The 26,576-nt window shown below is 39.2% G+C and carries 34 protein-coding genes; all 34 read left to right on the top strand.

What is annotated here, in order from left to right; translation table 11 throughout:
- Positions 1-294: 294 nt before the first annotated feature.
- Entirely contained in the window at positions 295-891 is a 597-nt protein-coding gene (locus BUC25_RS18450) for a class I SAM-dependent methyltransferase (RefSeq protein WP_073203360.1), read from the top strand.
- 472 nt (positions 892-1,363) lie between these two features.
- Positions 1,364-4,906, top strand: coding sequence for a DNA-directed RNA polymerase subunit beta (gene rpoB, locus BUC25_RS18445; RefSeq protein WP_073203336.1), 3,543 nt, complete (start codon positions 1,364-1,366; stop codon positions 4,904-4,906).
- 223 nt (positions 4,907-5,129) lie between these two features.
- Positions 5,130-8,744: a DNA-directed RNA polymerase subunit beta' gene (gene rpoC / locus BUC25_RS18440; RefSeq protein ID WP_073203335.1), complete on the top strand. Its 3,615-nt coding sequence runs from the start codon at positions 5,130-5,132 to the stop codon at positions 8,742-8,744.
- 319 nt (positions 8,745-9,063) lie between these two features.
- Positions 9,064-9,315, top strand: coding sequence for a 50S ribosomal protein L7ae-like protein (locus BUC25_RS18435; protein ID WP_073203334.1), 252 nt, complete (start codon positions 9,064-9,066; stop codon positions 9,313-9,315).
- Positions 9,316-9,414: 99 nt separating this feature from the next.
- Positions 9,415-9,828, top strand: a complete 414-nt coding sequence (gene rpsL, locus BUC25_RS18430) for a 30S ribosomal protein S12 (protein ID WP_073203333.1) — start codon at positions 9,415-9,417, stop codon at positions 9,826-9,828.
- Positions 9,829-9,866: 38 nt separating this feature from the next.
- Positions 9,867-10,337 (top strand): 30S ribosomal protein S7, encoded by a 471-nt coding sequence (gene rpsG, locus BUC25_RS18425; RefSeq protein WP_058305736.1) that lies wholly within the window; start codon positions 9,867-9,869, stop codon positions 10,335-10,337.
- A gap of 38 nt (positions 10,338-10,375) precedes the next feature.
- A complete protein-coding gene (fusA, locus tag BUC25_RS18420) occupies positions 10,376-12,454 on the top strand; it encodes an elongation factor G (RefSeq protein WP_073203332.1) in 2,079 nt (692 codons plus the stop codon).
- 118 nt (positions 12,455-12,572) lie between these two features.
- Positions 12,573-13,763, top strand: coding sequence for an elongation factor Tu (gene tuf, locus BUC25_RS18415; protein ID WP_073203331.1), 1,191 nt, complete (start codon positions 12,573-12,575; stop codon positions 13,761-13,763).
- 894 nt (positions 13,764-14,657) lie between these two features.
- Positions 14,658-14,966, top strand: a complete 309-nt coding sequence (rpsJ, locus tag BUC25_RS18410) for a 30S ribosomal protein S10 (protein ID WP_058305733.1) — start codon at positions 14,658-14,660, stop codon at positions 14,964-14,966.
- 30 nt (positions 14,967-14,996) lie between these two features.
- Entirely contained in the window at positions 14,997-15,629 is a 633-nt protein-coding gene (rplC, locus tag BUC25_RS18405) for a 50S ribosomal protein L3 (protein ID WP_073203330.1), read from the top strand.
- A gap of 25 nt (positions 15,630-15,654) precedes the next feature.
- The gene (gene rplD / locus BUC25_RS18400; protein ID WP_073203329.1) at positions 15,655-16,278 is read left to right on the top strand and encodes a 50S ribosomal protein L4; all 624 of its coding nucleotides are present in this window, start codon (positions 15,655-15,657) and stop codon (positions 16,276-16,278) included.
- Positions 16,278-16,568: a 50S ribosomal protein L23 gene (gene rplW, locus BUC25_RS18395; protein WP_073203328.1), complete on the top strand. Its 291-nt coding sequence runs from the start codon at positions 16,278-16,280 to the stop codon at positions 16,566-16,568. Before rplD ends, rplW begins: the two co-directional genes overlap by 1 nt.
- 26 nt (positions 16,569-16,594) lie before the next feature.
- Positions 16,595-17,425, top strand: coding sequence for a 50S ribosomal protein L2 (gene rplB, locus BUC25_RS18390; protein WP_073203327.1), 831 nt, complete (start codon positions 16,595-16,597; stop codon positions 17,423-17,425).
- Positions 17,426-17,482: 57 nt separating this feature from the next.
- A complete protein-coding gene (gene rpsS / locus BUC25_RS18385; RefSeq protein WP_073203326.1) occupies positions 17,483-17,761 on the top strand; it encodes a 30S ribosomal protein S19 in 279 nt (92 codons plus the stop codon).
- 19 nt (positions 17,762-17,780) lie between these two features.
- Positions 17,781-18,122: a 50S ribosomal protein L22 gene (gene rplV / locus BUC25_RS18380; RefSeq protein ID WP_073203325.1), complete on the top strand. Its 342-nt coding sequence runs from the start codon at positions 17,781-17,783 to the stop codon at positions 18,120-18,122.
- A 3-nt stretch (positions 18,123-18,125) separates the two neighbouring features.
- Positions 18,126-18,767: a 30S ribosomal protein S3 gene (rpsC, locus tag BUC25_RS18375; protein ID WP_058305726.1), complete on the top strand. Its 642-nt coding sequence runs from the start codon at positions 18,126-18,128 to the stop codon at positions 18,765-18,767.
- Positions 18,768-18,784: 17 nt separating this feature from the next.
- Positions 18,785-19,219, top strand: coding sequence for a 50S ribosomal protein L16 (gene rplP, locus BUC25_RS18370; protein ID WP_073203324.1), 435 nt, complete (start codon positions 18,785-18,787; stop codon positions 19,217-19,219).
- Positions 19,209-19,412, top strand: a complete 204-nt coding sequence (gene rpmC, locus BUC25_RS18365; protein ID WP_035724125.1) for a 50S ribosomal protein L29 — start codon at positions 19,209-19,211, stop codon at positions 19,410-19,412. Before rplP ends, rpmC begins: the two co-directional genes overlap by 11 nt.
- A 19-nt stretch (positions 19,413-19,431) precedes the next feature.
- Positions 19,432-19,695 carry a 30S ribosomal protein S17 gene (rpsQ, locus tag BUC25_RS18360; RefSeq protein ID WP_073203323.1) on the top strand — a complete coding sequence of 88 codons (264 nt, stop codon included), beginning with the start codon at positions 19,432-19,434 and terminating at the stop codon, positions 19,693-19,695.
- A 43-nt stretch (positions 19,696-19,738) separates the two neighbouring features.
- Positions 19,739-20,107 (top strand): 50S ribosomal protein L14, encoded by a 369-nt coding sequence (gene rplN / locus BUC25_RS18355; protein ID WP_058305723.1) that lies wholly within the window; start codon positions 19,739-19,741, stop codon positions 20,105-20,107.
- Positions 20,108-20,146: 39 nt separating this feature from the next.
- A complete protein-coding gene (gene rplX, locus BUC25_RS18350) occupies positions 20,147-20,458 on the top strand; it encodes a 50S ribosomal protein L24 (protein ID WP_058305722.1) in 312 nt (103 codons plus the stop codon).
- A gap of 27 nt (positions 20,459-20,485) precedes the next feature.
- Entirely contained in the window at positions 20,486-21,025 is a 540-nt protein-coding gene (gene rplE / locus BUC25_RS18345; protein WP_058305721.1) for a 50S ribosomal protein L5, read from the top strand.
- Positions 21,026-21,054: 29 nt separating this feature from the next.
- Positions 21,055-21,240, top strand: coding sequence for a 30S ribosomal protein S14 (rpsN, locus tag BUC25_RS18340; RefSeq protein WP_058305720.1), 186 nt, complete (start codon positions 21,055-21,057; stop codon positions 21,238-21,240).
- Positions 21,241-21,269: 29 nt separating this feature from the next.
- Positions 21,270-21,668 carry a 30S ribosomal protein S8 gene (gene rpsH, locus BUC25_RS18335; RefSeq protein WP_073203322.1) on the top strand — a complete coding sequence of 133 codons (399 nt, stop codon included), beginning with the start codon at positions 21,270-21,272 and terminating at the stop codon, positions 21,666-21,668.
- Positions 21,669-21,699: 31 nt separating this feature from the next.
- Positions 21,700-22,236, top strand: a complete 537-nt coding sequence (gene rplF, locus BUC25_RS18330; protein WP_073203321.1) for a 50S ribosomal protein L6 — start codon at positions 21,700-21,702, stop codon at positions 22,234-22,236.
- Between the two features lie 32 nt (positions 22,237-22,268).
- A complete protein-coding gene (gene rplR / locus BUC25_RS18325; RefSeq protein ID WP_073203320.1) occupies positions 22,269-22,631 on the top strand; it encodes a 50S ribosomal protein L18 in 363 nt (120 codons plus the stop codon).
- 18 nt (positions 22,632-22,649) lie between these two features.
- Positions 22,650-23,156 carry a 30S ribosomal protein S5 gene (gene rpsE, locus BUC25_RS18320; RefSeq protein WP_342039403.1) on the top strand — a complete coding sequence of 169 codons (507 nt, stop codon included), beginning with the start codon at positions 22,650-22,652 and terminating at the stop codon, positions 23,154-23,156.
- A 13-nt stretch (positions 23,157-23,169) separates the two neighbouring features.
- Positions 23,170-23,352, top strand: coding sequence for a 50S ribosomal protein L30 (gene rpmD / locus BUC25_RS18315; protein ID WP_058305715.1), 183 nt, complete (start codon positions 23,170-23,172; stop codon positions 23,350-23,352).
- Between the two features lie 29 nt (positions 23,353-23,381).
- Positions 23,382-23,819 (top strand): 50S ribosomal protein L15, encoded by a 438-nt coding sequence (rplO, locus tag BUC25_RS18310; RefSeq protein ID WP_058305714.1) that lies wholly within the window; start codon positions 23,382-23,384, stop codon positions 23,817-23,819.
- A complete protein-coding gene (gene secY, locus BUC25_RS18305; protein WP_073203319.1) occupies positions 23,819-25,114 on the top strand; it encodes a preprotein translocase subunit SecY in 1,296 nt (431 codons plus the stop codon). Before rplO ends, secY begins: the two co-directional genes overlap by 1 nt.
- Before the next feature lie 44 nt (positions 25,115-25,158).
- Positions 25,159-25,809: an adenylate kinase gene (locus BUC25_RS18300; protein WP_073203318.1), complete on the top strand. Its 651-nt coding sequence runs from the start codon at positions 25,159-25,161 to the stop codon at positions 25,807-25,809.
- An 80-nt stretch (positions 25,810-25,889) separates the two neighbouring features.
- A complete protein-coding gene (locus tag BUC25_RS18295; RefSeq protein ID WP_073203317.1) occupies positions 25,890-26,225 on the top strand; it encodes a KOW domain-containing RNA-binding protein in 336 nt (111 codons plus the stop codon).
- The gene (gene infA / locus BUC25_RS18290) at positions 26,203-26,421 is read left to right on the top strand and encodes a translation initiation factor IF-1 (protein WP_058305710.1); all 219 of its coding nucleotides are present in this window, start codon (positions 26,203-26,205) and stop codon (positions 26,419-26,421) included. The genes BUC25_RS18295 and infA overlap by 23 nt, the downstream gene beginning before the upstream one ends.
- Positions 26,422-26,451: 30 nt before the next feature.
- Complete coding sequence (gene rpmJ, locus BUC25_RS18285) at positions 26,452-26,565, top strand: 50S ribosomal protein L36 (protein WP_003156543.1); 114 nt, start codon at positions 26,452-26,454, stop codon at positions 26,563-26,565.
- Positions 26,566-26,576: the final 11 nt, after the last annotated feature.

Below are 26,576 nucleotides of genomic sequence, written 5' to 3'. Positions count from 1 at the left end.
AATGCATTTGTTATCAAAGTAGTCATTTTGAAATGTAGTATATATGAATCCTTCGCTTCGGCTGTCCACTTCCCTTTCACCACGGGCACAAGTGCAACATCTACTCAAACAAGTTTTCGTAGTGTTTTCTATGCGGTGGTGTTTTCCCTTGGAAAGCGAAGTGGGTAAGCCGTAGCGGGTGTTAAATCTATTATCCATCTCAAAATTACTACTAAAAGGACCGGTGGGCTTTTCTGGTTTTTCTAAAACGTTAGGAAACTCTGTTGATCTGAGTTTCTAAGAAAGTGAGTGGTAATTATGGATCAATATTTCTCTAATCGTCCAAATGTGGTGAGTGATCCAAAGACATTAGTTTCAACATTAAGAGGTCATCGCCTTACATTTACGACAGATAATGGCGTGTTCTCTAAAAATGATATTGATTTTGGATCACGTGTCTTAATTGAAACTTTTCGTGAGCCGGAATTGGCAGGACCGCTACTGGATGTAGGTTGTGGTTATGGTCCGATAAGTTTAGCGCTGGCAGCTTCCTTTACCAACCGTGAAATCTATGGTGTGGATATCAATGAGCGGGCTTTATTTTTAGCCAAAAACAATGAAAAGCAAAATAAAATAGAGAATGTCATTTTTAGAGAGAGTGATATATTGTCGAATGTTTCAGAGGAAAGATTTGCGGCGATTGTTACCAATCCACCAATTAGAGCAGGTAAACAAGTAGTACACCAAATTTTTGAAGCTTCGAAGCAGGCTTTGTTGCCTCAAGGTGAGTTCTGGGTGGTGATTCAGAAGAAGCAAGGTGCTCCATCTGCCAAGAAAAAATTAGAGGAATTATTTACAACTGTGGAGGTTGTCCATAAGGAAAAAGGATACTTTATTCTTTTTGCAAAATAATTTGACTCTGTTAGGCAATTGTGGTAATATTGAAAAATGCCAATAGGACGGAAGGTTTGTCAAGTGAAAATGTTGAATTATGTATATTTTTTTAAAAAATAGGCAAAACTATTCAACATGATGACTTTTAAATGCTTGACATCTTTGGTGTCGCTATAAAACGGCTATTAGCTAATAGATATTATCTACGTAACCTTTTAGAAATCCTTTAATTATTTTCCACAGTACCAACTATTAGTAATTGAATAACATTTGCTTATTTAGCGAATGTCTATATAAAAACTTGTGTCATAAGTATCACAGGTTTGTTCGGTATGTTAACCGAACGAGTGTTTAACACTTACTAAATTTATACGATCTATAGCAGAATGTCAATGCCCTATAGTAAGTAAAGTATAAATAGGTAAGTGTGGTTTCATTTGTGCTATTTTTATAGCAACTATCTTTTAATATTGATCGAGGGGTGAATCAGTTGACAGGTCAACTAGTTCAATACGGACGACACCGCCAACGCAGAAGCTATGCGCGTATCAGCGAGGTATTAGAATTACCAAATTTAATTGAGATTCAAACGGCATCCTATCAATGGTTCCTAGATGAAGGATTACGAGAAATGTTTCAGGATATTTCTCCTATTGAGGATTTCGCAGGAAATTTATCCTTGGAGTTTGTCGATTATAGTCTGGGTGAACCGAAATATCCAGTCGATGAATCAAAAGAAAGAGATGTCACATACAACGCTCCTCTTCGAGTAAAGGTTCGTTTATTAAATAACGAAACAGGTGAAGTGAAAGAGCAAGAGGTTTTCATGGGAGACTTCCCATTAATGACCGAAACAGGAACATTTATCATTAATGGTGCAGAACGTGTTATTGTATCTCAGCTTGTTCGTTCACCAAGCGTTTACTTTAATCAAAAAATTGATAAAAACGGAAAGCGCGGTTTCGGTGCTACTGTTATCCCTAACAGGGGTGCGTGGTTAGAATTCGAAACAGATGCAAAAGATGTAGTTCATGTACGTATCGATCGTACTAGAAAACTTCCTATCACAGTTCTACTAAGAGCGTTAGGCTTCGGAGATGATCAAGAGATATTAGATCTTTTTGGAGAGAATGAGTATCTGAAAAATACGTTAGAAAAGGACAACACGGAAACAAGTGAAAAGGCGTTGTTAGAAATCTATGAACGCCTGCGTCCTGGAGAGCCACCAACAGTAGAAAACGCAAAAAGTCTATTGGTATCAAGATTCTTTGATCCAAAAAGATACGACCTTGCACATGTCGGCCGTTATAAAATCAACAAAAAATTACACATAAAGAACCGTTTATTTAATCAAATCCTTGCAGAACCACTAGTAGATACTGAAACTGGTGAAGTAATTGCAAATAAAGGAGATAAGTTAGATAGACGTTTGTTAGATAAAATATTACCTATACTAGACTCTGATGAAGATCGTTTTGGAGAAAGAGCGCTAGAACCGAATGAAGGTGTATTAGAGGAACCAATTCGGGTGCAATCTATAAAAATTATGGATCCGACAGACCCTGAAGGGGAAAAAACGTTAAATGTATTAGGTAACTGTAATGTGGATGATGGTATTAAAAACATTACGCCTGGAGATATTCTATCAGCTATTAGCTACTTCTTTAATATTTTGCATGAAGTAGGAGATACAGATGATATTGATCATTTAGGTAACCGTCGTCTTCGTTCAGTAGGTGAGTTATTACAAAATCAATTCAGAATTGGTTTGTCCCGGATGGAGCGTGTGGTACGTGAGAGAATGTCGATTCAAGATACATCATCGATCACACCACAACAATTAATTAACATTCGACCGGTTATTGCATCTATTAAAGAATTCTTTGGTAGCTCTCAGTTATCTCAGTTTATGGATCAAACGAACCCGTTAGCAGAATTAACACATAAAAGACGTTTATCTGCATTGGGACCAGGTGGTTTAACACGTGAGCGTGCTGGTTTTGAAGTGCGTGACGTTCACTATTCACACTATGGTCGTATGTGTCCGATTGAAACTCCTGAGGGTCCAAATATTGGGTTGATTAACTCGTTATCATCTTATGCAAAAGTAAATAAATTTGGTTTTATTGAAACGCCTTATCGTCGTGTCGATCCAGAAACAGGGCGAGTAACATCCCAAATGGATTACCTGACGGCAGATGAAGAAGATAACTATGTAGTAGCTCAGGCGAATGCCAAACTTAATGAAGATGGAACATTTACAGATGAAGAAGTTATCGCAAGGTTCCGTGGTGAAAACACAATTGTAAAACGTGAAAAATTAGATTATATGGACGTTTCACCTAAGCAGGTTGTGTCAGCCGCGACAGCATGTATTCCTTTCTTGGAAAATGATGACTCTAACCGTGCGCTTATGGGTGCTAACATGCAACGTCAAGCTGTTCCGTTAATGCAACCAAAATCACCAATTGTTGGTACAGGTATGGAGTACGTATCTGGTAAAGACTCAGGTGCAGCTGTTATCTGTAAACATGAAGGTGTCGTGGAACGCGTAGAAGCAAAAGAAGTACTTGTGCGACGGATCTCAGAAGTGAACGGAAAAGAAGTAGAAGGTGACCTTGATCGTTATCGCCTGCAGAAATTCATTCGTTCGAACCAAGGTACTTGTTATAACCAACGTCCGATCGTTTCAAAAGGCGATCGTGTAACAGTAGGTGAGATTTTGGCTGATGGTCCTTCTATGGAAAAAGGGGAACTTGCTCTTGGTCAAAACGTCTTAGTAGGTTTTATGACTTGGGAAGGTTATAACTATGAGGATGCGATCATCATGAGTGAGCGTCTTGTGAAAGATGATGTCTACACTTCCATTCATATTGAAGAGTATGAGTCAGAAGCACGTGATACCAAGTTAGGGCCAGAGGAAATCACACGTGATATCCCGAACGTTGGAGAAGATGCTCTGCGTGATCTTGACGAACGTGGCATTATCCGTGTTGGTGCGGAAGTGGAAGATGGTGATCTTCTTGTAGGTAAAGTTACGCCAAAAGGTGTGACAGAATTATCTGCTGAAGAACGGTTGTTACATGCAATATTTGGTGAAAAAGCTCGTGAAGTTCGTGATACATCTCTTCGTGTGCCACATGGTGCAGGTGGTATTGTGTTGGATGTTAAGATTTTCAACCGTGCTGATGGTGACGAACTACCACCAGGTGTAAACCAATTAGTGCGTGCTTATATCGTACAAAAACGTAAAATTCACGAAGGGGACAAGATGGCTGGTCGTCACGGTAATAAAGGGGTTATCTCTAAGATATTACCTGAAGAAGATATGCCTTTCTTACCTGATGGTACACCAATTGATATTATGTTAAACCCATTAGGGGTTCCTTCTCGTATGAACATCGGTCAGGTGCTTGAGCTGCACTTAGGTATGGCTGCAAGACAACTTGGCATTCATGTCGCTTCACCAGTATTTGACGGTGCGAATGAAGAAGATGTGTGGGACACGTTAGCGGAAGCAGGTCTGCCAAAAGATGCGAAATCGATTCTGTACGATGGACGTACAGGTGAACCATTTGATAATCGTGTGTCTGTTGGTGTTATGTATATGATCAAACTTGCGCACATGGTTGATGATAAATTGCATGCACGTTCTACAGGTCCTTATTCACTTGTTACGCAACAACCGCTAGGTGGTAAAGCACAGTTCGGTGGTCAGCGTTTTGGTGAGATGGAGGTATGGGCACTAGAGGCATATGGTGCTGCCTATACGTTACAAGAAATCTTAACGGTGAAATCTGATGATACAGTAGGTCGTGTGAAGACTTATGAAGCAATCGTTAAGGGTGATAATGTACCTGAACCTGGTATTCCTGAATCGTTTAAAGTATTGATTAAAGAGTTACAAAGTCTAGGTATGGACGTTAAGATGTTATCTGGTGATGAGCAAGAAATAGAACTTCGGGATGATGAAGATGACGATTCGCAATCAGCCGATAATTTCAACTTAGAAATAGAAGAAACTACTAGCTGATCTAAATAATGAAAGTGTAAGAATTCTAACCCGATCAATCTTATCAAAGGGTGATCGGGTGTGAATTGTCTCTATAAAGTGAAATTTATCAGGAGTTACTGACCTCACCGCTAACCTTCATTGCTATTTTTAAAAAGCATGAAGTGGATTCTTGCGGACAGTTAGCACCGTGATAAATAGCAAAGTGAATGAAAAACCCAAAGACAAAAGGGAGGTTGACCCCTTGTTAGATGTAAATAATTTTGAATATATGAAGATAGGATTAGCGTCACCAAATAAGATTCGTTCGTGGTCATTTGGTGAAGTGAAAAAACCAGAAACAATTAATTATCGTACATTAAAACCAGAAAAAGATGGCTTGTTTTGCGAGCGTATCTTTGGTCCGCAAAAGGACTGGGAGTGCCATTGTGGAAAGTATAAGCGTGTCAGATATAAAGGTGTTGTCTGTGATCGATGTGGTGTAGAAGTAACGAAAGCTAAAGTTCGTCGTGAACGAATGGGTCATATTGAATTAGCGGCACCAGTATCACATATTTGGTACTTTAAAGGTATCCCAAGCCGAATGGGCTTAGTTTTAGACATGTCTCCTCGTGCATTGGAGGAAGTAATTTATTTTGCAGCATACATTGTAACGGATGCGGGAGACACAGCATTGGAAAAGAAACAATTACTTTCGGAAAAAGAATTCCGCGCCTATCGTGATAAGTATGGTAATTCATTCAAAGCACAAATGGGTGCAGAGGCTATTAAGAAGATTTTACAAGATATCGATCTTGATAAAGAAGTAGACTTACTTCGTGAAGAGTTAAAATCTGCACAAGGTCAACGTAGAACAAGAGCGATAAAGCGTCTGGAAGTTTTAGAAGCATTCCGTAATTCAGGAAACGATCCTAGTTGGATGATAATGGACGTTTTACCAATTATCCCACCTGAATTAAGACCAATGGTGCAACTTGATGGTGGACGTTTTGCTACATCTGATTTAAACGATCTATATCGTCGTGTGATCAACCGTAATAATCGTTTAAAAAGATTATTAGACCTTGGTGCGCCTAGTATCATTGTGCAAAATGAAAAAAGAATGCTCCAAGAAGCAGTTGATGCATTGATTGATAATGGTCGTCGTGGCCGTCCTGTTACAGGACCAGGTAACCGCCCATTAAAATCTTTGTCACATATGTTGAAAGGGAAACAAGGGCGTTTCCGTCAAAACTTATTAGGTAAACGTGTGGACTATTCTGGTCGTTCTGTAATTGTCGTTGGCCCACATTTAAAGATGTATCAGTGTGGATTGCCGAAAGAAATGGCAGTAGAACTATTTAAACCGTTTATTATGAAGGAGCTAGTTGATCGAGGCTTGGCTCACAATATTAAATCGGCAAAACGTAAAATTGAAAGATTACATGAAGAAGTATGGGATGTACTTGAAGATGTTATTAGAGAACATCCAGTACTATTAAACCGTGCACCAACGCTTCACCGTTTAGGTATCCAGGCATTTGAGCCAACTTTAGTAGAAGGTCGTGCGATACGTCTGCATCCACTTGTATGTACAGCATATAACGCTGACTTTGATGGTGACCAGATGGCGGTACACGTACCATTATCTGCAGAAGCTCAAGCGGAAGCACGTATTTTAATGCTTGCAGCTCAAAATATCTTAAACCCTAAAGATGGTAAGCCAGTAGTTACGCCATCACAGGATATGGTATTAGGAAACTATTATTTAACGTTGGAACGAGAAAATGCAATTGGTGAAGGTATGGTATTTAAAGATCTTAATGAGGCATTAATTGCTTATCATAACGGGTATGTACACTTGCACACAAGAGTGGCTATTCACCCACGTTCTTTAAATAAAGAATCTTTCACGAAAGAACAAACAGAGAAATTGATGATTACAACTGTCGGAAAATTAATATTTAATGATATGCTGCCTGAATCATTCCCATATATGAATGAACCGACTCAAACCAACTTAGAAATTGCAACACCTGATAAATATTTTGTTGAACCTGGTGTGAATATTAAAGAAGATATTGCTAAACGTGAAACCCTCTTACCTTTCAAAAAAGGTATCCTGGGAGATATCATTGCAGAAGTATTTAAGAAGTTCAAAATCAGTGAAACATCGAAAATGCTTGACCGTATGAAAGACTTAGGTTTTGCATACTCAACGAAAGCAGGTATTACAGTTGGGGTTTCAGACATTGTAGTACTCTCTGAAAAAGAAACAATTTTAGCGGAAGCACAGGAAAAAGTTGATAAAGTCCTTAAACAATTCCGCAGAGGTTTAATTACAGATGAGGAACGCTATGACCGTGTTATTTCGATTTGGTCTGGAGCGAAAGATACGATTCAAGATAAGTTGATGAAATCTTTAAACCCTCGTAACCCGATCTTTATGATGAGTGACTCAGGTGCTCGTGGTAATGCGTCTAACTTTACACAGTTAGCAGGTATGCGTGGTCTAATGGCCAACCCGGCTGGTCGAATTATTGAATTACCGATTAAATCAAGTTTCCGTGAAGGTTTAACAGTATTAGAATACTTTATTTCAACTCACGGTGCGCGTAAAGGTCTTGCCGATACTGCACTGAAAACAGCGGATTCGGGTTATTTAACCAGACGTCTTGTAGATGTTGCGCAAGATGTTATCATCCGTGAAGAAGATTGTGGAACAGATCGTGGTTTAACGGTATCGTCTATTAAGGAAGGTACAGAATTAATCGAACCATTAATCGATCGACTAATTGGAAGAACAGCGTTCCAAAACGTTAGCCATCCTGAAACAAATGATATAATCGTAGCAAAAAATGAAGTAATCACAGAAGACGCGGCCAAAGAGATTGTGGAATCAGGAATTGAGGAAGTAATCATCCGTACTGTCTTTACTTGTAACACCAAGCATGGTGCATGTAAAAAATGTTATGGTCGTAACCTGGCAACAGGAGAAGAAGTTGAGGTTGGTGAAGCGGTAGGTATTATTGCTGCACAATCCATCGGTGAACCAGGTACACAGTTAACGATGCGTACATTCCACACAGGTGGGGTTGCCGGTAGCGATATTACCCAAGGTTTACCGCGTATTCAGGAAATTTTCGAAGCGCGTAATCCAAAAGGGCAAGCTGTTATATCAGAAATTTTCGGTACTGTCCAAGACGTTACTGAAGTAAAAGATAAACAAGAAATAATTGTCCAAGGTGCCGTAGAAACGAAAACATATACTGCGCCATATGGTGCAAGACTAAAAGTTTCTATCGGTGATGAAGTCGAAGCTGGTCAAGCACTAACAGAAGGTTCTATCGATCCGAAAGAATTGCTAAAAATTCAAGGTATTGACGGTGTACAATCGTATCTTCTAAAAGAAGTACAAAAAGTATATCGTATGCAAGGGGTAGAAATCGGCGATAAACACGTGGAAGTAATGGTTAGACAAATGCTTCGTAAAGTCCGTGTTGCTGATGCTGGTGATACAGAAGTACTCCCTGGTTCTCTACTTGAAATACACCAATTCAAGGATGCCAACAAACAATCTCTGTTAACTGGTGGTCAACCGGCAGTAGGTCGACCGGTTCTATTAGGTATTACCAAAGCATCTCTTGAAACAGACTCATTCCTATCAGCTGCTTCTTTCCAAGAGACGACAAGAGTCTTAACGGATGCTGCTATAAAAGGAAAACGTGATGAATTATTAGGTCTTAAAGAGAATGTTATTATTGGTAAACTTGTTCCTGCTGGTACCGGAATGCAACGCTACCGTCGCATTCAAGAGAAATTAGCAGTAGATCCGACCAAGGTTCCTGACGTTGAATCGGAAGAAGAAATAACACAATAAAGTGAGACATTGGGAGTTTTAAACTCCCAATATGCTCTGCGAAATTTATCAGGAAGTCAGCTTCCGTTTACCCGCCATTTAACGTTTCTCTATAACGTAAATCTTTCCATTGAGGGTAGTACGGACAAGGTGATATAAGATTACCTGCGAAGCATATTGCAGGAATCCACCTATATCTTTTACTTGATAGAAAACAATGGATGAGCGAAACACTTTAAATTATTACTGTTTTTTCAAAATATAAGTTGACATTAATTTTTTGTGATGATAGTATATTTAAGGTGCTTCCGTTATCCTTGTTACTTTGGAGGATATACACATGTCTTATGAAAAAGTGGCACAGATAAACACTGACAAGATAATCGGAACAAAACAAGTGTTGAAAGCCATAAAAAATGGTCAGGCAAAAGAAGTGATCATTGCTAATGATGCAGACTTGCATATTACTAGCAAAGTGTCACGGCTTGCATCCGATCATAATGTTCCATTTTTCTATGTGGATTCTATGAAAAAACTAGGGAAAGCATGTGGAATAGATGTAGGTGCAGCAACAGTAGCGATCAAACAATAAAGTTTTGGCAATCTTTTGCGAAGACTTTGTTTTTTGCTCTATTATGAACCACCTGGATGTGTGGTATTACATCTTTAAAAAAGAGAGGAGGAAATATAGATGCCAACTATTAATCAATTAGTGCGTAAAGGCCGTGTGACAAAGTCAAAAAAATCTGACTCACCAGCCTTGAATAAAGGTTATAATAGCCGTAAAAAGGTAGCGACTGACCAGTCCGCACCGCAAAAACGTGGTGTATGTACTCGTGTTGGTACCCTAACACCAAAGAAACCAAACTCTGCCCTTCGTAAATATGCGCGTGTTCGTTTGTCTAATCAAATCGAGGTAACAGCATACATTCCTGGAATTGGTCACAATCTACAAGAACACAGTGTTGTATTAATTCGTGGTGGTCGTGTAAAGGACTTACCAGGGGTTCGTTATCATATCGTTCGTGGAGCACTTGATACTTCAGGTGTTGAAGGACGTATGCAAGGCCGTTCTAAATACGGTGCGAAAAAACCGAAAAAATAATGCTTTTTAAAATAATAGAATAGGAAGGAGGGGAAGATATGCCACGTAAAGGACCAGTACCAAAGCGTGATGTCTTACCAGATCCGTTATACAATTCAAAACTTGTTACACGTTTAATCAATCAAATTATGGTTGATGGAAAAAGAGGTAAAGCACAAAAGATATTATATCGTGCGTTTGAATTAGTACAAGAACGTAGCGGTCAAAACGCTATGGATGCTTTTGAACAAGCAATGAAAAATGTAATGCCAGTTCTTGAAGTGCGTGCGCGTCGTGTTGGTGGTTCTAACTACCAAGTACCGGTTGAAGTTAGACCTGAACGTCGCCAAGCTCTTGGATTGCGTTATATTGTAAACTATTCTCGTTTGCGCGGGGAAAAAACAATGGAAGAGCGTTTAGCTAATGAAATTCTAGATGCTTCTAACAACACTGGTGCATCAGTGAAAAAACGCGAAGATATGCACAAAATGGCTGAAGCAAATAAAGCATTTGCTCACTATCGCTGGTAAAAAACATACTATATTCGTTATAGGAAGGAGAAAGATTCATGCCAAGAGAGTTCTCCTTGGAGAAAACACGTAATATCGGTATCATGGCTCACATCGATGCTGGTAAAACTACTGCAACAGAGCGTATTTTATTCTATACGGGACGTATCCATAAAATTGGGGAAACACATGAAGGTGCTTCTCAAATGGACTGGATGGAGCAAGAGCAAGAACGCGGTATTACAATTACTTCCGCAGCGACAACTGCACAGTGGAAAGGTCACCGCATAAACATTATCGATACACCTGGACACGTAGACTTCACAGTGGAAGTTGAACGTTCATTACGTGTACTTGATGGTGCGGTTGCCGTACTAGATGCACAATCTGGTGTGGAGCCTCAAACGGAAACAGTTTGGCGTCAAGCAACAACCTACGGTGTACCACGTGTTGTTTTTGTAAACAAAATGGATAAAGTAGGTGCAGACTTCATTTATTCAGTAGGTACTTTAGGAGATCGTCTGGGAGCAAACGCTCACCCTGTACAACTTCCTATTGGTGCTGAAGATGAATTTGATGGTATCATCGATTTAATTACAATGGAAGCTTACTTCTATGAAGATGATTTAGGAACTCGTACTGAAGCGAGAGAAATTCCTGAAGAATATAAAGAACAAGCTGAAGAATACCGTACGAGCCTAATAGAAGCAGTTGCTGAAGTTGATGAAGATCTTATGGAACGCTATCTAGAAGGTGAAGAATTTTCTAATGATGAAATAAGAGCTGCTGTACGTAAAGCAACTCTAAGTGTTGAATTCTATCCAGTGTTCTGTGGTTCAGCATTCAAAAACAAAGGGGTACAATTACTAATTGATGGTGTAGTAGATTATCTTCCATCACCATTAGATATCCCTCCAATTGAAGGTCATGTACCACAAACAGAAGAAGAAGTAGTTCGTAAGGCTGATGACAAAGAGCCATTCTCTGCATTAGCGTTTAAAGTAGCAACAGATCCTTTTGTTGGTAAGCTTACATTCTTCCGCGTATACTCTGGTACATTAAAGTCTGGTTCATACGTAAAAAACTCAACGAAAGATAAACGTGAACGTGTAGGACGTATCCTGCAAATGCACGCAAACTCTCGTGAGGAAATTCCAGAAGTTTATGCAGGTGATATAGCTGGTGCAGTTGGATTGAAAGATACTAGTACTGGTGATACTCTATGTGATGAGAAAAGCCTCGTGATTCTAGAATCTATGGACTTTCCTGATCCAGTTATCTCAGTTGCAATTGAACCAAAATCAAAAGCCGATCAGGATAAAATGTCAATTGCCTTAGGAAAATTGGCAGAAGAAGATCCTACTTTTAAAACAGAAACAAACACAGAAACTGGTCAAACGATCATTTCTGGTATGGGTGAGCTTCACCTTGATATTATAGTGGACCGTATGAAGCGTGAGTTTAAAGTAGAAGCTAACGTTGGTGCACCACAAGTGTCTTATCGTGAAACATTCCGTAGTTCGGCTGAAGTAGAAGGAAAATTCGTTCGCCAATCTGGTGGTCGTGGTCAATTTGGTCACGTTTGGGTTAAATTTGAACCTAACGAAGAAGGCGCAGGATACGAATTCGTCAACAAAATTACTGGTGGTGTTGTACCACGTGAGTACATTCCTTCTGTTGAACAAGGTATTAAAGAGTCACTGGAAAATGGTGTAGTTGCTGGTTACCCGCTAATTGATGTAAAAGCTACATTATATGATGGTAGTTACCATGATGTTGACTCTAACGAAACAGCATTTAAAGTAGCAGCATCAATGGCATTAAAGGCAGCTAAAAACAAATGTAATCCAGTACTTCTTGAACCAATGATGAAAGTTGAAGTGGTGATCCCAGAAGAATACATGGGTGATATTATGGGTGATGTGACCTCTCGCCGTGGACGAGTGGAAGGTATGGAAGCACGAGGACCAGCGCAAGTGGTAAAAGCATTTGTTCCACTTTCAGAAATGTTTGGTTATGCAACTGCCTTACGTTCTAACACTCAAGGTCGTGGTACCTATACAATGCACTTTGATCATTATGAAGAAGTACCGAAGAGCATTTCAGAAGAAATTGTTAAGAAAAATGCTGGTGAATAATTGATTTTTTTTGCAATCTAAAGTATAACTTGTATTATAGGCTTAGGATTCTATTTTCTAAGCCGATATACATGAAAATATAAAATAAATTTTTACTTATCTAAAGGAGGAAATATACATGGCTAAAGAAAAATTTGACCGTTCCAAGGACCACGTAAATATTGGTACAATTGGACACGTTGACCATGGTAAAACAACTTTAACAGCAGCAATCACTAACGTTCTTTTCAACAAATATGGTAGCGGGGAAGCACGTGCATACGATCAAATCGATGGTGCTCCTGAAGAAAAAGAACGTGGAATCACAATCTCAACTGCACACGTTGAGTATGAAACTGACAACCGTCACTATGCACACGTTGACTGCCCAGGTCACGCTGACTATGTTAAAAACATGATCACTGGTGCTGCGCAAATGGACGGAGCTATCCTTGTAGTATCTGCAGCGGATGGTCCAATGCCACAAACTCGTGAGCATATCTTACTTTCTCGTCAAGTAGGTGTACCTGCGATTGTAGTATTCTTAAACAAAGTTGATATGGTAGATGACGAAGAACTTCTAGAATTGGTTGAAATGGAAGTGCGTGATCTATTAAGCGAATATGACTTCCCTGGTGATGATGTGCCAGTTCTTAAAGGTTCTGCACTTAAAGCACTTGAAGGTGACGAGCAATACGTTAACGCAATCCTTGAACTTATGGATGCAGTTGATGATTATATTCCTCGTCCAGACCGTGATACTGAAAAACCATTCATGATGCCAGTTGAGGATGTATTCTCTATCACTGGTCGTGGTACTGTTGCAACAGGACGTGTTGAGCGTGGTGTTGTAAAAGTTGGTGACGAAATCGAAATTATCGGTCTTGCTGAAGAAGCATCTAAGTCTACAATTACTGGTGTAGAAATGTTCCGTAAGCTTCTTGATTATGCAGAAGCTGGTGACAACATTGGTGCATTACTTCGTGGTGTTGCACGTGAAGACATTAACCGTGGGCAAGTACTTGCTAAGCCAGGTACTATTACTCCACATACTAAATTTCGCTCAGAAGTTTATGTACTTTCAAAAGACGAAGGTGGACGTCACACTCCATTCTTCTCAAACTATCGCCCACAATTCTATTTCCGTACAACTGACGTAACTGGTGTAATCGAGTTACCTGAAGGTGTGGAAATGGTAATGCCTGGTGATAACATCGAAATGACAGTAAACCTTATTTCTCCAATCGCGATCGAGGATGGAACTAAATTCTCAATCCGTGAAGGTGGACGTACAGTAGGTGCAGGTGTCGTAGCACAAATCATTGAGTAATCAATGACATACAAAAAAGCAGGTAGCCAAACGCTACCTGCTTTTTCTTTGCAAATAGAATGACCACAGTCTTAAAGAAGGAAAATATGACATAACTGAAGTGGTAATGTTGAGATTTTGCTTGTGCTTTGCAATCGCTCCGGCTTGTCCGCTTCCCTTTCCGCGGGTTTTTATCCTAAGCTAACTTTTTAAGCAAAGTTCGCTTTAAAAGTGGATCTTAGGATAAAAACATCCCGCTGGAGTGAAAGCGGACGCCTGCGCTATTTTATGTTCTACAATTAGAGCAAGAACAGACATGCTTGCCTTGTGAACAATCATCTACCAATTTTTCTTTTCATTACTTACTAGTAGTTTCAATATAATTTGATTGCTTGTTAGTGATATCACCCAAACTTTAAGCATTTGCCAATTTTGTAGAGTCTCACAAAGCGTAGGTGCCCACTTCAACTCCTGTGGAACAGTTTTTTCTGAAGATCCACTTTTTCATTCGTTCTTTGCTTGAAAAAGTTAGCTGAAGAGAAAACCCCACGGAAAGGGAAGTGGGCAAGCCGAAGCGCATTCATAACAGTTACAAATTCTCAAAATTCTTTCACCACAAAAATCTCACACTTTTCTTCTTTTGTGTAAGAAGTGAAGTTGAGTGTTTTTGTTGGCAAATTGAATGTAGGATAATGGTATTTGACTGATGGTTGATTGTTGAGAAAAAATCTAAAAAAATATGCATAAAATGTTGCAATCGCCTGTGGAAACCTATATAATATACAATGTTGGTCATAAAACAGGCGATGATGCGGAAGGTTGTTGGCACACCTGGCCCCTTTGCCATGGCAAGTGTACCAAGGAATTTTCGCGGAGAAAGTCTATTATCTAAATGGGCGAAAAGGAGGGAAAATAATGGCAAAAGAAAAAATTAGAATTCGTTTAAAAGCGTACGATCACCGTATTTTAGATCAGTCAGCAGATAAGATTGTGGATACTGCCAAAAGATCTGGTGCAGGAGTGTCTGGTCCGATTCCGTTACCAACGGAAAAATCGATCTACACTGTTTTGCGTGCAGTACACAAATACAAAGACTCTCGTGAGCAATTTGAAATGCGTACACACAAACGTCTAATTGACATCGTAAGTCCAACACCAAAAACGGTTGATGCTTTAATGCGTCTTGATTTACCGTCAGGTGTAGATATTGAAATTAAATTATAATATAAATGAACATTCTAGGAGGTGTAACGGATGACGAAAGGAATCTTAGGTCGCAAAGTCGGCATGACACAGCTATTCTCTGAAGAAGGCGAATTAATCCCTGTAACAGTAGTAGAAGCTGAACCAAACGTTGTGCTGCAAAAGCGTACACAAGAAAATGATGGTTATGAAGCGATCCAAATCGGTTTCGCTGATCAAAAGAAAAACCGTACAAATAAACCAGGACAGGGACATGCTGAAAAGGCAAATACCAATCCTAAGCGCTTCATTCGTGAATTCCGTGACGTGAATCTTGACGAATATGATTTAGGTCAAGAAATAAACGTAGAGGTTTTCGAAGCAGGAGACATCATTAATGTAACAGGTACTTCTAAGGGGAAAGGATTTCAGGGTTCGATCAAGCGTCACAATCAACAACGCGGACCTAAATCACATGGTTCTCACTTCCACAGATCTGCCGGTTCAATGGGAGCTGCAGCAGACCCTGCAAAAGTATTTAAAGGTAAAAAACTACCTGGTCAAATGGGTGGAGAGCAAATAACAATTCAAAACTTAGAAGTAGTTAAAGTAGATGCTGAACGCAATCTTCTTTTAATTAAAGGTAATGTTCCAGGTGCAAAAAAATCATTCGTGAAAATTACGGGTGCAGTAAAGGCTAACTAATTATTAACCGAAGGGAGGATATGTCATGCCTAAAGTAGCACTATTTAATCAAAGTGGATCACAAGTTGGTGATGTAGAAATCAACGATGCGGTATTCGGAATTGAACCAAATGAGCATGTACTACATGACGCAATCTTGATGCAACGTGCATCATTACGTCAAGGTACACATGCTGTTAAGAACCGTTCTGATGTACGTGGTGGTGGACGTAAACCATGGCGTCAAAAAGGTACAGGTCGTGCACGTCAAGGTTCAATCCGTTCACCACAATGGGTAGGCGGTGGAACTGTTTTCGGCCCTACTCCAAGAAGCTACAGCTATAAATTACCGAAAAAAGTTCGTAGATTAGCGCTTAAATCTGCTCTTTCTTCAAAAGTAAAAGAGGATAGCTTAGTAGTATTAGAAGGAATTGCAATTGAGACACCAAAAACTAAAGAAGTAATTTCTATGCTTTCTTCATTAAACGTTGACGCAAAAGCATTGATTGTTACTGCAGATAAAAATGAAGTATTAGCAAAATCAGCTAATAACTTAAAAAACGTAAAAGTTTTAACAGTAAGCGAAGTAAATGTATTAGACTTGCTTACGCATGACAAGCTGATCTTAACTAAAGAGGCAGCTGAAAAAGCAGGGGAGGTGCTTGCATAATGACAGATGCACGTGATATTATTAAGCGCCCTATCATTACAGAAAACACTGCTGACTTAATGGCAGAAAAGAAGTATACGTTCGAAGTAAGTAAAGAAGCTAACAAGTCACAAATCAAAGTTGCAGTTGAAGAGATCTTTGGAGTGAACGTTGTTAACGTGAATACTTTAAACAAAAAAGGCAAGTTCAAGCGTATGGGACGATACGGAGGATTCCGCCCAAATCGTAAAAGAGCTATTGTTCAGTTATCAGAAGATAGCAAGGAACTTGATTTCTTTGAATCACTATAATTTGAATTAAAAAGGAGGGAAAAAAGATGGCGATTAAAAAGTATAAACCAACCACTAATGGTCGTAGATTTATGACAACATCTGATTTTGCTGAAATCACAACAGATCAACCAGAAAAATCACTACTTGCACCTTTGAGCAAACGTGGTGGTCGTAATAATCAAGGTAAGTTAACAGTTCGTCATCAAGGCGGTGGACACAAGCGTAAGTATCGTATTATCGATTTCAAACGTGACAAAGATGGAATACCAGGCAAAGTTGCTACAATCGAATACGATCCTAACCGTTCTGCGAATATCGCTCTAATCCATTATGCTGATGGAGAGAAACGTTATATTATTGCACCAAAAGGAATTCAAGTAGGTCAAAAGATTGAATCTGGTTCAGATGCAGACATCAAACTAGGTAATGCTTTACCACTTGGAGATATCCCAGTAGGTACAGTCATTCATAATATCGAATTGAAACCAGGTCGTGGTGCACAGCTTGCAAGATCTGCTGGTGCACAAGCACAAATCCTGGGTCGTGAAGATAAATACGTCTTAGTACGTTTATCATCAGGCGAAGTACGTTTGGTTCTAGCTACTTGCCGCGCAACTGTAGGTCAAGTAGGTAATATCGAACATGAATTAATCAATGTTGGTAAAGCTGGACGTTCTCGTTGGCAAGGTAAGCGTCCTACGGTTCGTGGTTCTGTAATGAACCCTAACGATCACCCACACGGTGGTGGTGAAGGTCGTGCACCAATTGGACGTAAGTCACCAATGTCACCTTGGGGCAAACCAACACTTGGTTACAAAACACGTCAGCGTAATAAACAAACTGATAAATTTATCGTACGTAAACGTAAAAAATAACGGGGTTGAACGACGGGATTTTAAACCCGTCTATCAATCGCGAAGGGAGGCTTATCCATGGGTCGTAGCTTAAAAAAAGGACCTTTCGCAGATGATCATTTATTGAAGAAGGTTGACAAACTTAACGATGAGGACAAAAAGACAGTAGTAAAGACGTGGTCTCGTCGCTCTACTATCTTCCCAAGCTTTGTTGGTCATACAATTGCAGTATATGACGGACGTAAACACGTACCTGTATACGTAACAGAAGATATGGTTGGACATAAATTAGGCGAATTCGCTCCAACTCGCACGTATAGAGGGCATGCTGGAGACGACAAGAAAACAAAACGTTAATTGAGAGGAGGTACTCCTAATGCAAGCAAAAGCTGTTGCAAAAACAATACGCATTGCTCCTCGTAAAGTCCGCTTAGTGATCGATCTTATCCGCGGCAAAGATGTAGGAGAAGCAATTGCAATTTTAAAACACACTCAACGCGGTGCTTCACCAGTTGTTGAAAAATTAATAAACTCTGCGATCGCAAATGCAGAGCACAACTATGAAATGAATCCTGATAATTTAGTAGTGTCTGAAGCGTATGTAAACGAAGGTGTTACATTGAAACGTTTCCGCCCACGTGCACAAGGTCGTGCAACACAAATTAACAAACGAACTAGCCACATTACAGTGGTTTTATCTGAGAAAAAGGAGGGATAATCTGTGGGTCAAAAAGTAAATCCAACTGGTCTTCGTGTCGGAGTTATCCGTGATTGGGAATCTAAGTGGTATGCAGGTAAAGATTATGCGGACCTTTTACATGAGGATATTAAGATTCGTGAATATATTGAACAACGTTTAAAAGATGGTGCTGTTTCTAAAGTGGAAATCGAAAGAGCAGCAAATCGTGTAAATATTTCTATCTCTACAGCTAAACCAGGTATGGTAATCGGTAAGGGTGGTTCTGAAGTAGAAGCACTACGTAAATCGTTGAACCAACTAACTGGAAAAAGAGTCCACATCAACATCGTGGAAGTTAAAAAAGCAGATTTAGATGCTAAATTAGTAGCAGAAAATATCGCTCGTCAATTAGAAAATCGTGTATCATTCCGTCGTGCACAGAAACAAACACTTCAACGTGCAATGCGTGCAGGTGCAAAAGGTATTCGTACTCAAGTATCTGGTCGTCTTGGCGGTGCTGATATGGCGAGGTCAGAAAGCTACAGTGAAGGAACTGTTCCACTTCATACTTTACGTGCAGATATCGATTATGGAACTGCAGAAGCAGACACAACTTACGGTAAACTAGGTGTTAAAGTATGGATTTATCGTGGAGAAGTCCTTCCAACTAAAAACACTAAATAAGGAAGGGGGCAAGCATTATGTTAATGCCAAAACGTGTAAAACATCGTAAGCAACATCGTGGAAATATGAAAGGTAAAGCAAAAGGCGGTACATCCGTAGCTTTTGGTGAATATGGTCTACAAGCTGTTGATTCTTCTTGGATTACTAGCCGTCAGATTGAAGCAGCTCGTATAGCGATGACTCGTTATATGAAGCGTGGTGGTAAAGTTTGGATTAAAATTTTCCCAGATAAACCTTATACAGCTAAGCCTCTAGAGGTTCGTATGGGTTCTGGTAAAGGTGCTCCTGAAGGTTGGGTAGCAGTTGTAAAACCAGGAAAAATAATGTTTGAAATTGCAGGTGTATCAGAAGAGGTAGCGCGTGAAGCACTTCGTCTTGCATCACATAAATTACCGATCAAAACGAAATTCGTAAAACGAGAAGAAATTGGTGGTGAAATCAATGAAGGCTAATGAAATTAGAGAACTAACCACTGCCGAAATTGAACAAAAAATCAAGTCATTAAAAGAAGAGCTTTTCAATTTGCGTTTCCAACTAGCTACAGGCCAATTGGAAAACACAGCACGTCTACGTGAAGTGCGTAAGTCAATTGCACGTATGAAAACTGTTGTTCGCGAAAGAGAGCTAAGCGTAAATAACGGATAATAAAGGAGGTTAGCCTCAGATGAGTGAGCGTAATGATCGTAAAGTCTATACTGGACGTGTCGTATCTGACAAGATGGATAAGACCATCACTGTTGTCGTAGAAACTTATAAATTTCATAGTTTATATGGCAAACGTGTTAAATACTCAAAAAATTTCAAAACGCATGATGAAAACAATCAAGCAAAAATTGGCGATATTGTTCGTATCATGGAAACTAAACCACTATCTAAAACAAAACGTTTTCGTCTATTAGATGTTGTGGAAGAATCAGTAATTATTTAATTAAAGATCGCTCGGATAAGTTCCGAAGGGAGGGTACACGCATATGATCCAACAAGAATCTCGTTTGAAAGTAGCAGATAACTCTGGTGCTCGTGAGGTACTAGCGATTAAAGTCTTAGGTGGTTCCGGCCGTAAGACAGCGAACGTTGGTGATGTAATTGTTTGTTCTGTGAAACAAGCAACACCAGGAGGCGTTGTTAAAAAAGGTGAAGTAGTTAAAGCAGTAATCGTACGTTCTAAGAGCGGAGTGAGACGTAAAGACGGTTCATATATTCGATTTGATGAGAATGCAGCAGTCATTATTCGTGATGACCAAAGTCCAAGGGGTACTCGTATTTTTGGACCAGTTGCACGTGAATTGCGTGATGCGAAATTCATGAAAATCGTATCTCTAGCTCCAGAAGTATTATAAGCACGTTACGGAAAAACCGTGTAAGGAGGTGCGGATAGCATGCATGTTAAAAAAGGTGATAAAGTACAAATCATTTCAGGTAAAGATAAAGGCAAGCAGGGAGAAGTTTTAGCTTCATTCCCGAAAAAAGATCGTGTGCTTGTAGAAGGTGTTAACATCGTGAAAAAACACGCAAAACCTTCTCAAGAAAATCCACAAGGTGGTATCTTGAATCAAGAAGCTACAATTCATGTTTCAAATGTATTGCCAGTAGATCCTAAATCTGGTGAACCAACTCGTGTTGGATATGAAGTACGTGATGGAAAGAAAGTACGTATCGCTAAAAAATCTGGTGAGTCTTTAGATAAATAGTGCTGGCGATGAAAGGAGGTTTACGTAATGAACGCTTTAAAAGAAAAGTACAATAAAGAAATTGTTACTTCATTAGTAGATAAATTTAATTATGATTCCGTAATGGAAGTACCAAAAGTTGAAAAAATCGTTGTTAATATGGGTGTGGGTGATGCAGTTCAAAACTCGAAAGCACTAGATGCTGCCGTAGAGGAACTATCACAAATCACTGGTCAAAAACCCGTAGTAACGAAAGCGAAAAAATCAATTGCAGGTTTCCGCTTACGTGAAGGAATGCCAATCGGCGCGAAAGTAACACTACGCGGAGAGCGTATGTATGATTTCCTTCAAAAGCTTATTGATGTATCACTACCACGTGTACGTGACTTCCGTGGTATTTCTAAAAAAGCATTTGATGGCCGTGGTAATTACACATTAGGTGTAAAAGAACAATTAATTTTCCCGGAAATTAATTATGACCAAGTAAACAAAGTTAGAGGGATGGACGTTGTTATCGTAACAACAGCTAATTCTGACGAAGAAGCTTCAGAACTTTTAACACAACTTGGCATGCCTTTCCAGAAATAAGCGAAAAGCTCGTATAAGGAGGGAAAAGAGTGGCTAAAAAATCAATGATCGCTAAGCAACAACGCAAAGCGAAATTCCAAGTACAAGAGTACACAAGATGTGAACGTTGCGGAAGACCACATTCAGTAATCCGTAAATTTAAGCTTTGCCGAATTTGTTTCCGTGAACTTGCGTATAAAGGTCAAATTCCTGGTGTTAAAAAAGCAAGCTGGTAAATCCCCGAATAGGGAAGGAGGTAAAAAGAATGGTTATGACAGATCCAATTGCAGATATGCTTACTCGTATTCGTAACGCTAACGTGGTACGCCATGAAAAATTGGAGTTCCCAGCGTCGAATCTTAAAAAAGAAATTGCAGATATTCTAAAACGTGAAGGGTTTATCCGTGACTATGAGTACGTAGAAGATAATAAACAAGGAATCCTTCGTATCTTTTTGAAGTATGGTACTAACGATGAACGTGTTATCACAGGTTTAAAGAAAATTAGTAAACCAGGTTTACGCGTTTATGCAAAAGCAGATGAATTACCTAAAGTTTTAAATGGCTTAGGTATTGCGATCGTTTCTACTTCAAAAGGTGTATTATCTGATAAAGAAGCACGCTCACAAGCTATCGGTGGCGAAGTGTTAGCATACATTTGGTAAGATATTTTCAAGAAGGCAGGAGGTGCAAGAGATGTCTCGTATAGGTTTAAAGTTATTAGAAATTCCACAAGGTGTGGAAGTTAAAATTGACAGTAATAACGTAACTGTTAAAGGACCTAAAGGTGAATTAAGCCGTTCTTTCAACAGTGATATGAAAATTAATATCGATGATAATGTTTTGACTGTAGCCCGTCCTAGTGACAGCAAGCAACACAAAGCATTACACGGAACAACACGAAGCCTTATTGGAAACATGGTAGAAGGTGTCCATAAAGGATTCGAAAAAGCATTAGAAATTCAAGGTGTTGGGTACCGTGCTCAAAAACAAGGAAACAAACTTGTTGTGAATGCTGGTTATTCTCACCCTGTAGAGATAGAGCCGATTGATGGAATTGATATTGAAGTTCCAGCCAATACAAGAGTTGTTGTAAAAGGTATCGACAAGGAATTAGTAGGTGCAGTTGCAGCAAACATCAGAGCGATTCGCCCACCTGAGCCATACAAAGGTAAAGGTATCCGTTATGAAGGTGAATATGTACGTCGTAAAGAAGGTAAAACTGCTAAGTAAGTTTAGGTAGCAAGCGGAAAGGAGTGACCTAGATGATCACAAAGCCTAATAAAAACAGTGTACGTCAAAAAAGACATCAGCGTATCCGTAAGAATTTATTCGGTACGGAACAACGCCCACGTCTAAACGTATTTCGTTCAAATAATCACATCTACGCACAACTAATCGATGACGTGAACAACGTGACATTAGCAAGTGCGTCTACTGTAGATAAAGAGTTAAACTTAGAAGCAACAGGAAATGTTGAAGCAGCGAAACAAGTCGGTGAGTTAATCGCTAAACGTGCGCTTGACAAAAACTTAAAAAATGTTGTTTTTGATCGTGGTGGATATTTATATCATGGTCGAGTTAAATCTCTAGCAGATGCTGCTCGCGAAGCAGGTCTTGAATTTTAATTAAAAAAGGAGGGACATATGTTGCGTACTAACATCGACCCAAACAAATTGGATTTAGAAGAACGCGTTGTAACAATCAACCGTGTAGCAAAAGTAGTTAAAGGTGGACGTCGCTTTCGTTTTGCTGCATTGGTAGTAGTCGGAGATAAAAATGGTCATGTAGGTTTCGGTACAGGTAAAGCACAAGAAGTACCAGAAGCAATCAAAAAAGCAATTGATGATGCAAAGAAAAACTTAATCACTGTACCAATCGTTGGTACTTCTATTCCACACGAAATTCACGGACAATTTGGAGCTGGAAACATTCTATTGAAACCAGCTGTAGAAGGTACGGGGGTTATCGCTGGTGGACCAGTACGTGCCGTATTAGAGCTTGCAGGTGTAGGTGATATTCTATCTAAATCATTAGGATCTAATACACCAATCAACATGGTTCGTGCAACAATTAATGGACTTAGCGAATTAAAGCGTGCTGAAGAAGTAGCAAAACTTCGTGGTAAGTCTGTAGAAGAATTGTTAGGATAGGGAGGGAAACAAAATGTCTAATAAGATAGAAATTACCCTCAAACGCAGTGTCATCGGAAGATCAGAAGTACAAAAAGCTACTGTACAAACGTTAGGTCTTAGAAAGATGCATCAATCAGTAGTCCGTGAAGATACTCCTGTCGTGCGAGGCATGATTAACAAAGTATCACATTTAGTAGATATTAAAGAAGTTTAATAAAATTAGTTTTAAGAGGAGGTGCTCGCATGAAACTTCATGAATTAAAACCATCACAAGCGAAAAAAGAACGCAACCGCGTTGGCCGTGGTATGGCTTCAGGTAATGGTAAAACATCTGGACGTGGTCATAAAGGTCAAAAAGCACGTTCTGGTGGAGGTGTACGTCCTGGATTTGAAGGTGGTCAAATGCCACTTTTCCAACGTTTACCGAAACGTGGTTTTACTAACATTAACCGTAAAGATTTCGCAATTGTTAACTTAGAAACATTAAATAACTATGATGAGGGTACTGAAGTGACACCTGAGCTTTTACTTGAGACAGGTACCATAAGTAAAGTAAAGTCTGGCGTTAAGATTCTTGGAAATGGAAAATTAGAAAAGAAATTAACCGTAAAAGCTCATAAGTTTTCTGCTTCAGCAAAAGATGCTATTGAAGCAGCGGGCGGTAAAACTGAGGTGATTTAATGTTTCGTACAATCTCCAATTTTGTGCGTGTGGCAGATATTAGACAAAAGATAGTTTTTACACTTCTCATGTTAGTAGTATTTCGTATTGGGACATTTATCCCTGTTCCATTTACAGATCGATCTGCTATTGACTTTATGAATGAACAGAATGTATTTGGCTTACTCAATACTTTTGGTGGCGGGGCCCTGCAAAACTTCTCCATCTTTGCGATGGGTATCATGCCGTACATTACAGCATCGATTATTATGCAACTATTGCAAATGGATGTCGTTCAAAAATTCTCTGAGTGGAAAAAGCAAGGAGAAATGGGACGTAAAAAACTAGCACAGGTAACTCGATATGCAACAATAGGGTTAGCATTTATTCAGGCTTGTGCTATGTCCGTAGGTTTTAATGCTATGTCAGGAGGTCTTTTAATTTCGGACCCTGGTATAGGTAAGTTCCTAGTTATTGCTATTGTATTAACAAGTGGTACTGCATTCCTAATGTGGTTAGGGGAGCAAATTACTGCAAATGGTGTTGGTAATGGTATCTCAATCCTTATTTTTGCTGGTATCGTTGCAGCCATTCCAAATGGTGTTAATCAAATTTACGCACAATATTTTGGGTCTGGTGCAGGTGATGAACTGTTCCTAAATATCGTAATTGTACTATTGATCGTATTGCTAGTTATTGCTGTAACAGTTGGAGTTATCTTCATTCAACAAGCATTACGTAAAATTCCTGTACAATATGCAAAACGTTTAGTGAATCGTTCACCAGTTGGAGGACACTCCACTCATTTACCATTAAAAGTAAATGCTGCAGGGGTAATTCCAGTCATCTTTGCGATATCATTTATCATTGCACCGCGGACAATCGCAGGTTTCTTTGAAAATAATGAGATTGCATCGACAATTTCGAACATTTTTGATTATACAAACCCAACAGGTATGGTTATATACGTTGTGCTTATTATTGCATTCACGTATTTCTATACATTTGTTCAAGTTAATCCTGAACAAATGGCTGATAATCTGAAGAAGCAAGGTGGTTACATTCCTGGAATTCGACCAGGGAAAACAACGGAGACTTATTTAACTCGTGTTATGTATCGACTAACATTTGTTGGATCCATCTTTTTAGCTGCGGTATCTGTTTTACCTCTTGTTTTAGGGGATCTGGCAGACTTACCACAATCCGTTCAAATTGGTGGAACTGGTTTACTAATTGTAGTCGGTGTTGCATTACAGACGATGAAGCAATTAGAAGGTCAGCTAGTTAAACGTAACTATAAAGGCTTTATAAAATAAAGTTTTTATTTTAACGGACTGGACAGAGAGCGAGGGGAAAATCGTTGAATCTAATCCTTATGGGACTACCTGGTGCTGGTAAGGGTACACAGGCAGAGAAAATTGTAGAAAAATATGACATCCCTCATATTTCAACTGGAGATATGTTTCGGTTAGCCATTAAAGAAGGAACAGAGCTTGGACAGAAAGCAAAAAGCTATATGGATGAAGGTGCTCTTGTTCCAGATGAAGTAACGATTGGAATTGTGAAAGAAAGATTAAGTAAGGACGATTGTAATAAAGGGTTCTTGTTAGATGGTTTTCCACGTACTTTAGCACAAGCTGAAGCACTTGATCAATTATTATCTGATATGAACCGCTCGATTGATTACGTCTTACACGTAGAAGTGGAGAAGGATGAATTAGTAGAGCGTCTTACGGGACGACGTATTTGTCCAACTTGTGGAACTGCTTATCATGTACTCTTCAATCCGCCGAAGGAAGAAGGCATATGTGATAAAGATGGTGACACACTTATCCAGCGTGAAGATGATCAGCCGAGCACTGTTAAAAATCGTTTAGAAGTTAATCTCGAACAAACACAGCCAATGCTGGACTTCTACTCAAATAAAGGTGACTTAGTCACTATTAATGGCTCTCAAGAAATTAACGAAGTATTTAACGATATTAATGAAAAATTAAAGACAATTTCTTAATTATTTATCGTTAAAGTTGGTATAATGATACTAACTGTAAAAAAAGGTATAACGTAAAACCTAAATGAAGGTGATGATGGTTGAGCGAAACGGAGAGTTATCCGGAATTAGGTCAGGTTGTTCAAATCCTACAAGGACGCGAAGCAGGTCAGTTTGCAATTGTTATTGAAAAAGTAGACAGTCGTTTTGTGTTGTTGGCGGATGGAGACAGACGTAAATATGATCGACCGAAGAAAAAGAACATTCAACATATTACGTTCACACGATTTGTGTCTCCTGAAGTTCAAAGAAGCCTTCTCGAAACAGGGCGCGTAACCAATGGTAAATTGCGTTATGCTATTAATAAATTTGTTGAAGAACATTTGACAGATTTGAAGAAGGGAGATCAACTCGATGGCGAAAGACGATGCAATTGAGGTAGAAGGTACAGTAATTGATACTTTACCGAATGCACAGTTTAAAGTTGAACTAGAGAATGGCCACACCGTACTTGCACATGTTTCTGGTAAGATTAGAATGCACTTCATTCGTATTTTACCAGGAGATAAAGTAACGGTTGAACTTTCTCCATATGATTTAACAAGAGGTCGTATTACGTACCGTTATAAATAAAATGCTCCGATACAAGAGGAGGTATGGAAGATGAAGGTAAGACCATCTGTAAAACCAATTTGTGAAAAATGCAAGGTTATTCGTCGTAAAGGTAAAGTAATGGTTATTTGCGAAAACCCTAAGCATAAACAAAAACAAGGATAAGGAGGTGTAAT

The organism is Gracilibacillus kekensis, assembly GCF_900143085.1.
GTDB classification, from domain to species: Bacteria; Bacillota; Bacilli; order Bacillales; family Amphibacillaceae; genus Gracilibacillus; species Gracilibacillus kekensis.
Note: the sequence above shows the minus strand (reverse complement) of the source record. Positions and strands in the feature narration are given on the sequence as shown.